The sequence below is a fragment of the Rhodohalobacter sp. 614A genome (assembly GCF_021462415.1).
GTDB lineage: Bacteria > Bacteroidota > Rhodothermia > Balneolales > Balneolaceae > Rhodohalobacter.
The window spans coordinates 196,452-208,152 of record NZ_JAKEDS010000004.1; the positions used below are offsets into that span (position 1 = coordinate 196,452).

The following is an 11,701-nucleotide window of genomic DNA, read 5'->3' on the forward strand; positions in this document are numbered from 1 at the left end:
GTCTGACTCCATTTTATTCATCGGACTCTAAAAATTTCTCCATCCATTTTTCGTAAAGTATTGGATAGTTTGTGTCGCGAAGCGGCTTTATATTCGGGCATTCATAGCTGCGGCTGGCCCATCCAATATTTCCCTCCACAACGGCGGGTCCGGCTTTCGTCATGCTGATATCCCAGCCTACAAAAATAGTACTGAATTTGGAGTGTGTTTGCCGTGTGAACTCCAGGATTTCCTTCCAAAAAGGTAATTTTTCGCCATCAACTTTTTGTCCGGTATCGGGATGATGGGTAAAATCGAAACTCCCATTCGCTGCTTTTAACCCTGATGCAATGCTCAATTGCCCAGTCTCCAAATCAATTCCAGAATAAAATCCACCTTTGGAAAAATTATCAATATAGGCATCACCAACTGGCATTCGAAGTGCTGCAAATAACGGTATTACGGATCCGTCATCCGGTGACTTTGCCGTTACAATCCGCGCGGTTGCAAGCGCACCGGAAGTAAAGCCGCTCCATGAAGAATGGTTTTCAATCACATCCTGCAGAATAATGCCGCTTTTTATCGATTCTTTGCTAAGAACTTCAGAAAGCTCTTCTGGCGTGAACGTATTTCCTTTGTTATCCAAAAATTTACCGTCCGACCATTTTATCCTTCTGATGCCCTGTCCGGCTTTTCCATGAAGATATTTGATGAACAGATTCTGATGAGGTAAACCGAATGAAGAATCTGCAGAAAAACTCATAGATCCATTCTCGTAAATGGCCAGAATTTGTGGCGTGGCAATCTTTTTGGAGAGACAAAATTTTAAAAATTCAAACTTGTTCTCCAGGATTTTAATCTCTTCAGGAAATGATACTTCTGCCAGGTTATACTGAGATTCATCATGTTTGTAAGTATAATCATCTACATTTTTCCAGCTTTCGGAAAGATAAAGCCGGCGACCACGAATACTTTTCGGATCCACTTGATGATAAAACGCCAAATATGCCATCCTCCAAAATTGCTGCCGTTTGGAAAGCCCGTACTTCTTCTGAATGATTGGGCCGTACGTTCGAAGTTGTAGCAGAATATTTAGCCCCCATTTTTTCACATAGAAAAAATCATCGCTAATCCAACGAATAATTTGTTTTAAACGGCTCGCACCTGGATTCTTTCTATATCCAAGCTTTTGAAAAAAGTATCGTCGCCTTTCATTCTGAACCCGCGCCCACCAGATCTTCCTGTAATCAGCAGCTAATTTATTCATGGTTGCCGCAAGTCTCCATCCATTTTTCAAATATCTCCGGGTATTGCGTGTTTTTGATTGGCTTCTCGTAAGGAGATTCATATGTAGATACACCCCATTCAAGACTTCCTTCCAGAACACAGCATCCGTGGTCAGTCAGACAAATATCCCAGCCCACAAAAGCCGACCTGACTTTTCTGTGCATCTTCAATGCAAAAGCCAATAAATCAATCCATTCCGGAAGCACGGTCCCCTCAACTCTTTGTTTTGTATCCGGATGATGTGTGAACTCATAGAAACCGTTTATTGGTTTACTTCCAACGAGGGTTCCGAGCATTCCCGTTTTAACATCTACCGGTGCAGCAATTCCGCCTGCCGAAAAGTTATCTACATGCATGGTTCCAACCGGCATTCTGAAGGTCGCAAAAAGTGGTTTAATTTCAGAACTGTCTGGTGTTCGATACGTCACAATTCTGCAGGTAGCCAACGCACCAGAGGTAAACTTACTCCAAGATGGATGATTTTTGATCACATGTTGAAGCAAAACCGGATAGTTTTTTATGGAAGTTTCTTCCAATAAATTAAACAAGCTTTCCTCATTATAGCGATTTCCTCTATTGTCAGTGTAAACTCCATCCTGATAAAGCAATTTTTTTGCCCCCATTCCCATCATTCCATTCATTTTTTTGATGAAAAGATCTTCTTTGGGGAGCTGTTTATTCTCGAATTCAGAAAAGATACATCGGCCATTTTCATACGCTGCCAGAACACTTGGCGAACGAAAGTCATATTCCCTGCAAAATTGAAAGAAGAGAAATTTATTCAGAAAAAGATCTATTTCATCCGGAAACAAAGCATTGGAAAACGTTCGTTGCACATTAACATGGGCGAAGGCATAGTCATCTACATTACTCCAATTTTTCTGCTTAAATAGGCGGTATTTTCTAAAATTTCTGGGGTTCACCCTTATGACGAATGCAAGGTAGGCCATTCTGGAAAACTGTCGAAGAAAGGAAATATGGTAGTTTCTTTTGATGTCGGCGCCATACATTCTGATCTGAATAAGGATATTGAATGTCCACCGGAAAACATAGATTGCATCATTTTTAAAGCAGACAAACTTTTTGAATACTGAGACATTTTCTTCTTCTGAGGATTTTTCAAAAAAATAAGATCTCTTTGACTTCTGAAGGCGATTCCACCATCGCTGTCTGTAAATATCCTCCTGCTTTGTCATGCCGTTTGGGTGTATTTTTCCATCCATTTTTCATACAGTTCCGGGTAAATTGTCCGGCTAAGGGGAATCTGGTTTGTATTTTCGAAGAGGCCTGCAGACCAGGTAATATTTCCTTCAATCATATAGCACCCATCGGTGGTCATACTTACATCCCATCCTACAACCAGGGTTTTAAAATAGCCATGTACATCTAAAGCAAATGCCAGAATATCATTCCAGAAAGCAAGCTTAGTACCTTCAATTTGCTGTTTTGTATCGGGATGAACCGTCCATTCAAATTGACCATTTACAGGTTCTACGGTTACAGCTCTTCCTAAAATTCCATTTTCTAAGTTCACTGAAGATGCAAGTCCCCCGGTTGAATAGTTATCGTTATCTGCATTTCCTACAGGCATTCTGAAAGTAGCGAAAATAGGAATAATGGAATTTTCTTCCGGATGCCTGGCCGTGACAATCCTGCATGTGGCCAAACTTCCGGGTGTAAATACCTGCCATGCAGAATGGTTTTTCAACACTTCCTGAACAATCAAATCACTGTTGGATTGTGATGATTGAAGCAAATACTCATGCACATCTTCTGCAGAGAGCTTTGTTTGATTCTTATCCGAATAAATTCCTTCTGAATAAGTTAGCTTCCGAACTCCCGCTCCTTTTCCCCCTTTCTGTTCTTTTATAAAAACATCTTTCCGCGGCAATTTAAATTCCTCCCGGGGAGGATAAACAGCCTTTCCATTATTGAAAACTGAAAACACCGTCGGTGTCTTAATCTTCATTTGGGAGCAAAAGGAGTAGAATTCAAACTTGTCTTCAATAATGTCTATTTCTTCAGGATACGATGCTTTGGCTAAATCAAGTTGAGTGATGACTTGTCCGTATTCATACTGATCCGCAAACTGCCAGTTTTTTGGTTTAAATAGTTGTCGTTTCCTGTATTGGATGGGATGTTCGCGAATCACAAATCGAAGGTACATCAGTTGCCAAAACTGCCTCGGATAAGACGTCTTATAATTCTCGCGAATAACTTTTCCGTACTTTCGAATTTGTAATATTATGTTTTTGATCCATTTGAAAATAAAGACAAAATCATTTTTCATCCATCTCCATAACTGACTCAAAGATGGCCTCTTTTCTTGTGAAGCTTTCCATCGTTCAAAAACATAACGCCTTCTTGTTCGAAGTATCCGTTGGCGCCAGCGATGTTTATAAACAGCATCCGGTTGAATCATACAGCCCCGATTTTATCCATCCATTTCTCAAATAATTCAGGATAGATAGTATTTTTCAAAGAATCCTGAAATGGAATTTCATAACTGCATGAGGCCCAGCCGATATTCCCCTCAACAACACAGCATCCTTCGGTAGTAAAAGAAATATCCCAGCCAATAAAAATAGTTTGAAAATTAGAGTGGAGATCAAGTGTAAATTCTAATATTTCCTTCCAATGCGGCAGTGATTCTCCCTCAATCTGTTGCATTGTATTTGGATGCTTTGACAGTTCAAATTTGTCATCGTATGGTTTCAGAGTAACGCCTGAACCCATTATCCCTGTTTGTTGGTCTATGGGAATGATAAGCCCTCCCTTGGAATAGTTGTCTGTATCAGAATTTCCTAAAGGCATTCGCACTGCTGAAAACATGGGAATAATAGAATGTTCATCCCCGGGATTTATCGCGGTTACAATTCGGCAGGTTATAAGTCCACCGCTGGTAAATTTTTTCCATGAAGAATGATTTTCAAGTGCTTTTTGAACAAGAACTCCACTGTTTTTTTCCGACCCTGTCTTTATAAGCTGAATAACCTGATCTGAAGAATACTGTTTTCCCGAAGAGTCTGAATAGAATCCATCTTTATATGTGAATTTTTTGGCTCCGTCGCCGGCAACTCCATAAAGATCTTTTGCAAATAAATCTGTTGCGGGAACCGGATATTCATCAAAGTTTTGATAAATCTGTTCGCCCTGTTTGTACACAGCTACCACATCAGCACATGGAATATTCAATTCATCACAGTATTGGCAGAATTTAAATTTATTTCTCAATATTTCTATCTCATCAGCACTTGTTCGATTCACAAAATCATACTGTACTCTCCCGTGAAAGAGAACAAAATCGTCCGCCATCTCCCAATTTCTCTGTTTGAATAGCAGCCGGGTTCGGTAATGTTTGGGGATACTTGGGACTACAAAGGTAAGGTACATCAGGCGTAACCATTGCTGTGCATAAGAAGTGCCATATTCACGTTGGATCAAATTGCCGTATGCCCTTATTTGGAGAAGAATGTTGAGTCCCCATTTGGTAACGTAAGCAAGATCCGCTTTTATCCATCCAAGTACCTTGGATAAAGACTGAATACTTAATCCATCCAAGAGATGCATTTTCTGAAAGAAATAATGCCTTCGTGTTTTTTTAACGCGCTCGAGATATTTTTCCCAATATTTGTCGTTACTCATTTATGCCCTGCAACAATCAGTTGACTTTTTCCTATCAAAAAATTGGTTAAATGAAAAGCTATTGCAATAGCTATGAATAATTTTCTTTCGAAAATATATCATTCTGTAGCAGAATTTTCTTTACGCACTCTCTCTCGAAGAGCTGGGAATCAGACATTTTGTTCAATAAAAAAAGGCTACATCACACAATTTGTAATGCAGCCTTAACTTTGGTACCGTGGGAGGGACTTGAACCCTCGACCTCCGGGTTATGAATCCGACGCTCTTACCACCTGAGCTACCACGGTATGACCCTTTAAAAAATCAGAGCCTAAAAGATACCATTTTTATAAGAATGGTGAAACGTTTCTTTCCATATTTCTTTTCCTCGTCATACTTTTATAATTGATCTTTATCTTAAGCGGATCAAAAGGTATTTTTCTGAACACAATTTTAATGAAGTAAAAATAAACAGATGGCGAAACGTATCACGAACAGAAATGAGGATTATTCACAATGGTATTTAGATGTAGTTAAGGAAGCCAAACTTGCCGAACACTCTCCCGTTCGGGGCTGCATGGTGATACGACCCAATGGGTTCTCTTTGTGGGAAAACATGAAGGCCGCACTTGACAAAATGTTTAAAGATACCGGCCACGAAAATGCCTATTTCCCTCTTTTTATCCCCAAATCATTTTTATCAAAGGAAGCCCAGCATGTAGAGGGTTTTGCGAAAGAATGCGCGGTCATTACTCACAGCCGCCTGAAAAGTGTGGAAGGCGGGGTTGAAGTAGATCCTGAATCAAAGCTGGATGAAGAACTGATTGTCCGGCCAACGTCCGAAACCATCATTTGGGATTCATATCGAAACTGGATTCAGTCTTATCGCGATTTACCCATTCTTATCAACCAGTGGGCAAACGTGGTTCGCTGGGAAATGCGCACGCGTCTCTTTCTTCGCACGATGGAATTTCTGTGGCAGGAAGGTCACACCGCCCATGCTACCGAGGACGAGGCCGTAGAAGAAACCCTGAGAATGCTGGATGTGTACAAAACATTTGCTGAAGAATATATGGCAATGCCTGTAAAAACCGGCGTCAAAACTGCATCAGAGCGTTTTGCGGGAGCTGTAAATACCTACTGCATTGAGGCATTGATGCAGGATGGCAAAGCCCTTCAGGCGGGAACATCCCACTTTTTGGGACAGAATTTTGCGCGGGCATTCGATGTAAAATTCCAGGATACAGACGGAGAACACAAATATGTCTGGGCCACCAGCTGGGGTGTATCCACACGCTTGATTGGCGGTTTGATCATGACGCACTCGGACGATAACGGCCTGGTTCTTCCCCCAAAACTCGCTCCAATCCAGGTTGTTGTAGTTCCTATTTACAGGAATGATGAGCAACGAACGGAAGTCTTGGAATATGCGAAACCGATTATAGACGAACTGGAGGACAAAGGCGTATCCGTAAAACTGGATGATCGGGAAAATCAACAACCCGGATATAAATTTGCAGAACATGAAGCAGCCGGAATTCCGTTGCGGATAGCTGTTGGTCCCCGTGACGTAAAAAACGGTAAACTGGAACTTGCCCGTCGCGATACTCTCGACAAAAATATCATCGACAAAGATGGAGCTGTCGACCATATTGTTGACCTGCTGGATACCATTCAGTCCGATCTCTTCAATGCGGCAAAAGAGCGAACAGCGAATCAAACCACAGAAGTAGAAACATATGATGAATTCCTGGAAAAAATTGAGGAAGGCGGATTCATTTACGCTCACTGGGACGGTACAGAAGAAACCGAAGCCAGGATCAAGGAAGAAACAAAAGCCACGATTCGATTAATCCCGATTGAAGGAAAATCAGAGCCTGGAAAATGTATGATTACCGGCAAGGATTCCACACAAAAAGTGCTGTTTGCACGTTCTTACTAAATAATGACAAATTCATTTTCCATACCGGTTGAATGTCAACTGTCCACGGCCGAGCAGTCTCGCGAGATGGATTCAAAAACAATCAATGAGTTTGGAATTGACGGTTTTACCCTGATGGAAATAGCTGCATCTTCGGCAGCTTCACATATTAAAAATCTCCAGGGAAATGAGAAATCGGGATTGTTCGTGTGCGGCAAAGGAAATAACGCCGGTGATGCCCTCGCCGTGGCCCGATATCTCATCAATGACTCACAACATAAGGTGGCGATCTGGTTTGTTTTGGGTGATGACGATCTCTCTCGTGATGCAGAAAAAAACCTCACCCTGCTGAAGAAACTTAAAAAAAAGGGAGCCCGGGTTGAGTATATCACCGAATTGGAATCTCTTGATGAAGGAATGTTTGATTACATAGTCGATGGTATATTCGGCACAGGTTTAAATAGTGACTTGAGGGGAAATCTTCCTCAAATCATAAAAAAAATAAATGCTTTTTCGCTGCCGGTTTACTCGATGGATGTGCCCTCCGGTCTCCATGCCGATTCAGGTGAAATTCTGAAAGAATGTGTAAAAGCAGATTATACATTTACATTTGGCTCGAATAAAATCGGACTTCACTGGAAGAAATCAAGAGAGTATACCGGTAAAGTTGTTTTCTGCAATCTTCCATTTCCATCCACTTATCGAAATTGGGATGCTGTTCTTATCAATCAAACTTTGATGGAATCAATTCCTGAAGTAAAAAGAAAGGCGAGACATAAATACGATGGAGGCGTGGTGCATATCATGGCCGGATCGGCCGGGCTGACCGGCGCCGCTATCATGTCGGCCAAAAGTGCCTGGAAACAGGGAGCAGGCGCGGTGTTTTTGTATGCTCCCAAAGCATTGCTTTCAACATACGAATCTGCATTACCGAATATCATCAAAGTGGGAGTGGGTAAAGAATCCGATACCCATTTCAAAGAAGAACATGCAGAAGCAATCGTCCAATCTGTCAAAAATAAAAAAGGTGTTTTACTCGCGGGACCTGGAATCGGCACAACTTCTGAAACCGGGAAATGCCTTCTCTCAGTTTTAGAACAACATCAGGGTTTTACAATCCTCGATGCCGATGCTCTCTCCTTCTGGGACATACTAAACGAGTCAAAAATTTCTAAGCAGCAAAAACAAAATTGGCTTTTAACGCCACACATTGGTGAAGCGTCCAATTACCTGGATGGTGAATTTAGCAATGATTACGAGCGCTTCGAGTGGGCAAAAAGATTTGTTAGCCAGTCCCAAAGTTCATTATTAATGAAAGGTAATCCCACAATTCTTTCATTTATAAATGGCAATAATTTTGTAACCGGGTACGATACCTCCATGTTTTCGCGAGCTGGATTTGGGGATGTATTATCAGGCGCCCTCGCCTCATTTACTGCCATCACAGAAAATTCGGAACTTGCTTCGGTTTCTGCACTTTACAATGGGTATAAAAAATTCCATAAACACCAGGATACAGAACCGTTCGGTCCGGAACATTTGCTATGATTGACAGAGTGATTCTATTCTGCCTTAGAAACAGGCAGCTTCTCAAGATCCTTCTTGTATTAACAACCTTTATAATTCTCTTTTTGACGATGCTTCCACCCGACAAACTTGGGGAAAGCAGTGTTTATGAATATGACAAACTTGGACACTTTCTGATTTTTTTTGGATGGACGCTGTTATACGGGCTTTTTATGTTCGAGAAAAAAAGGACAGAAACGAAGTTTATTCTCATTTTTATAATCGGGTGTATCTTCGGAATTGTTATTGAAATCCTTCAGGGAGTGTTGCCAATTGGCAGAACCATGGATATAATGGATGCCCTTACAGACATAATTGCCAGCTTTATAGCCATGATTCTGCTTTTTTTGATAAAAAGAAGGTATTTAAGCAGAGAAATGGAGGAACATCTCAAAAAAATTTAAATAATAATATTCTAATGGATTTCATCGTTGGAAAATTAGATGAAAAACATTTATACTCTAACTCATTTCAGAGTAACACCAAACATCAATACAATTCCACATGACTGAACGAAAGAAACCAGAAGCTGATTTGCGAAAATATCATACTCTGTTTCTTGAGCTTGGACTTCTTATCACATTGGTAATATTTATCATAGCAGTAAAGATTAATATTACCAGTACTGAACCAGAAGAAGTTGCGCTCGAAGAACAAGAGGTGGTAGAAATGGAAGAGGTTATCCAAACCAAACAAGTTGAAACACCTCCACCCCCACCCAGACCACCGGTACCTGTTGAAGTACCAAACGATGAAATTATTGAAGATGTAGAAATCAATATTGGTGGTGATCTCGATCTAGGCGGTCAGCTTGATATGCCACCTCCCCCTCCACCAGAAGAGGAAGAAGAGGAAGAAGATTTCTTCGTAGTTGTTGAGGAAATGCCGGAATTGATCGGTGGACTCGGTGAGCTTCAGAAGCAAATTAAATATCCTGAAATGGCACGCCGTGCCGGAATCGAAGGACGTGTTTACGTTCAGTTTATCGTGAATGAGCAGGGTAGTGTGGAAAATGCCCAGGTTATTCGCGGAATTGGCGGCGGCGCTGATGAAGAAGCTCTACGTGTTGTAAAACAAGCTAAATTTAAGCCTGGTATGCAGCGCGGACGCCCCGTTCGGGTACAATACAGTTTGCCTATTTTCTTCAGGCTGCAAAACTAAGTATTGACTGAGTATAAATTTAAAAGGCGTGATTGAATTTCAATCACGCCTTTTTTTATGGAAAGGATATCTGCAATTAGAATTAGACAATCTGTTTCTCAAACTCGGTCAGCACATCCACAAGGTTTTTGAATTCGACTATAATTTTGGCTTTTTGCAATTCTACCCACTTTAGTTCAGTGATTCCCTCTTCTCCCTGAGGCTCGAGAGCCGCACCGGTTTGGTTAAATTTCATGGAATACCAGGTGGTGGTCTTTCCGAACTTTTTACCTTTCGCCTCAAATTCGTGGTAGGTATCACAAAGAAATTGTTCGATAGACAGGTTTCTGGCCCCTACTTCTTCCTCGACCTCGCGCACCGCACACTCTTCAATAGATTCACCCTTTTCAATTTTTCCTTTTGGAAGGTCCCAAAAACCGTTTCGTTTCATCAAAAGAACTTTTCTGGGAAACGAATTTTCCTTGTAAACTACACCGCCGCCGGCCGTCAACTCGATCTTGTCTTTACTCTTTGGCATCGGTTGAGCCTGAATCCTTTTGGCTATCTTTCTTCTTCTCGTCAGCGTAGTTGAGTCTTAGGTTGGTCAACGTCTGATCCAAAAATCCTTTCATCTCTTTGGGAAGATTTCCCTGCGTAAACTTTTCGAGCATCACCAACGTGTCGATTGCATACTTGGCGGATTTTAAATCACGCTCAATTTTATCCGTAGCAGGATTTTTTACTTTCCCCAAGCCCATCATAGCAATCTGTTCATGCTGTTGTATCAACATCATAAAAAGAAGTTGCTGTTGCTGGTCGGGACTGAACTTTTCATGGTTAGAAGGTTTATTTTCGTTCTCACTCATGTCTGTTATTATTTTATTTAAGTTTAGATTTCTATACGATGAAAAGTAAAAGAGTTTGTATACTTCAGGTTCATCTAAAATAAGAAAAACCAACAGACTTAATGGCAATTATTCACCCATTTAAAGGCTGGCTGCCAAAACCCGAGAGGGCAAACGAAGTGGCCAGTGTTCCATACGATGTAATCAGCACAGAAGAAGCCGCCGACATGGCCAAAGGCAAGCCAAACAGCTTTTTGCATGTCATCCGGCCGGAAATTGATCTACCCGAAGGCACTGCTTTTAACGATGAAACTGTTTATGAACGAGGAGCGGAAAATCTGAAAGGTCTTCTTAACTCCGATCTTTACGAGCAGGATTCAAAACCGGCCATCTATATCTACCAGCTCGAAACACCCAACCATACACAAACCGGTGTTTTTACGTGCGCTTCGGTTGAAGATTATGATGAAGATATAATTCTGAAACACGAGCTAACCCGCCCGGATAAGGAAGATGACCGAACCCGGCATATTCTTACTCAGGAAGCTCATGCCGAGCCGGTGATGCTTACTTTTAACGATACTGAAGACATTGCCTTTCATATTGAGAAAGAAACCATGACCTCCCCTCCTTTCATCGAACATGCGGGAGAGGACGGAGTGATTCACAGGATCTGGAAAACATTCTCTACAGTCAATTTTGTTGAAGGATTCTCAAAGATTAAGAATCTCTACATTGCCGATGGACACCATCGCTGCAAGAGCGCTTCACGGGTAGCTGAAACTCTTCGTGAAAGGAAAAACGCCTTCCCGGGTGAATCGGAGTTTGAATACTTCCCGGTTGTTCTCTTCCCAATGAAACAAATGCGAATTCTCCCCTACAATCGGGTTGTTAAAGAGGTATCAGAAGATACATTTAATAAGCTTGTAAATACTTTTGATGCTAAAAAAACATCAACCAAACAGCCGGAGAAAAAAGGTGTTGTAAATCTCTACTACCAGGGAGATTGGTGGGAAATGAATTTGCCCGAAGCAAAAGATGATAATGTTGCATCTTCACTCGATGCGGCCATCCTTCAGGATCAAATTCTAAGTCCGTTTTTCAATATTGAAAATCCCCGGACTGACAAGAAAATTAACTTTGTTGGAGGAATCAGGGGCACGGCCGAACTTGAAAAGGTCGTCGACTCCGGAAAATACGATTTGGCATTTAGCATGTATCCCACAAGCATTCAGGAATTGGTAGATGTTTCAGACCAGGGCGAACTGATGCCTCCGAAATCAACCTGGTTTGAACCCAAACTAAAATCAGGACTAATCATACATACATTTTAAACAAA

The 11,701-nt window shown here is 41.4% G+C and carries 11 protein-coding genes and 1 tRNA gene; 5 read left to right on the forward strand and 7 right to left on the reverse strand.

Annotated elements, in window-relative coordinates:
- Positions 1-13 precede the first annotated feature (13 nt).
- The 5 genes from L0B18_RS17770 to L0B18_RS17790 all read right to left on the reverse strand — a co-directional run bounded on the left by L0B18_RS17770 (position 14) and on the right by L0B18_RS17790 (position 5,198).
- The gene (locus tag L0B18_RS17770; RefSeq protein WP_234573227.1) at positions 14-1,246 is read right to left on the reverse strand and encodes a sugar-transfer associated ATP-grasp domain-containing protein; all 1,233 of its coding nucleotides are present in this window, start codon (positions 1,244-1,246) and stop codon (positions 14-16) included.
- On the reverse strand, positions 1,239-2,489 hold the full coding sequence (locus L0B18_RS17775; RefSeq protein ID WP_234573228.1) for a sugar-transfer associated ATP-grasp domain-containing protein: 1,251 nt from the start codon (positions 2,487-2,489) through the stop codon (positions 1,239-1,241). Before L0B18_RS17775 ends, L0B18_RS17770 begins: the two co-directional genes overlap by 8 nt.
- On the reverse strand, positions 2,459-3,688 hold the full coding sequence (locus L0B18_RS17780) for a sugar-transfer associated ATP-grasp domain-containing protein (RefSeq protein ID WP_234573229.1): 1,230 nt from the start codon (positions 3,686-3,688) through the stop codon (positions 2,459-2,461). The genes L0B18_RS17775 and L0B18_RS17780 overlap by 31 nt, the downstream gene beginning before the upstream one ends.
- Positions 3,685-4,911 (reverse strand): sugar-transfer associated ATP-grasp domain-containing protein, encoded by a 1,227-nt coding sequence (locus tag L0B18_RS17785; protein ID WP_234573230.1) that lies wholly within the window; start codon positions 4,909-4,911, stop codon positions 3,685-3,687. Before L0B18_RS17785 ends, L0B18_RS17780 begins: the two co-directional genes overlap by 4 nt.
- A gap of 210 nt (positions 4,912-5,121) precedes the next feature.
- Positions 5,122-5,198: transfer RNA gene (locus L0B18_RS17790), tRNA-Met, on the reverse strand.
- Positions 5,199-5,365: 167 nt separating this feature from the next.
- Between L0B18_RS17790 and proS the strand changes: the two genes are divergently transcribed.
- From proS to L0B18_RS17810, 4 genes are all read left to right on the forward strand, one after another.
- Positions 5,366-6,832 (forward strand): proline--tRNA ligase, encoded by a 1,467-nt coding sequence (gene proS, locus L0B18_RS17795; protein ID WP_234573231.1) that lies wholly within the window; start codon positions 5,366-5,368, stop codon positions 6,830-6,832.
- 3 nt (positions 6,833-6,835) lie between these two features.
- Entirely contained in the window at positions 6,836-8,359 is a 1,524-nt protein-coding gene (locus tag L0B18_RS17800; protein ID WP_234573232.1) for an NAD(P)H-hydrate epimerase, read from the forward strand.
- Positions 8,356-8,781 (forward strand): VanZ family protein, encoded by a 426-nt coding sequence (locus L0B18_RS17805; protein WP_234573233.1) that lies wholly within the window; start codon positions 8,356-8,358, stop codon positions 8,779-8,781. The genes L0B18_RS17800 and L0B18_RS17805 overlap by 4 nt, the downstream gene beginning before the upstream one ends.
- A gap of 100 nt (positions 8,782-8,881) precedes the next feature.
- Positions 8,882-9,538 carry an energy transducer TonB gene (locus tag L0B18_RS17810; protein ID WP_234573234.1) on the forward strand — a complete coding sequence of 219 codons (657 nt, stop codon included), beginning with the start codon at positions 8,882-8,884 and terminating at the stop codon, positions 9,536-9,538.
- Positions 9,539-9,620: 82 nt separating this feature from the next.
- Here L0B18_RS17810 and L0B18_RS17815 read toward each other — a convergent pair whose 3' ends face one another.
- Both L0B18_RS17815 and L0B18_RS17820 read right to left on the reverse strand, forming a co-directional pair.
- Positions 9,621-10,055: an NUDIX hydrolase gene (locus tag L0B18_RS17815; protein WP_234573235.1), complete on the reverse strand. Its 435-nt coding sequence runs from the start codon at positions 10,053-10,055 to the stop codon at positions 9,621-9,623.
- Entirely contained in the window at positions 10,042-10,383 is a 342-nt protein-coding gene (locus L0B18_RS17820) for a DUF1844 domain-containing protein (RefSeq protein ID WP_234573236.1), read from the reverse strand. The genes L0B18_RS17815 and L0B18_RS17820 overlap by 14 nt, the downstream gene beginning before the upstream one ends.
- A gap of 101 nt (positions 10,384-10,484) precedes the next feature.
- Here L0B18_RS17820 and L0B18_RS17825 point away from each other — a divergent pair, with 101 nt between their 5' ends.
- Entirely contained in the window at positions 10,485-11,696 is a 1,212-nt protein-coding gene (locus tag L0B18_RS17825; protein ID WP_234573237.1) for a DUF1015 domain-containing protein, read from the forward strand.
- The last annotated feature ends 5 nt before the right edge of the window (positions 11,697-11,701 follow it).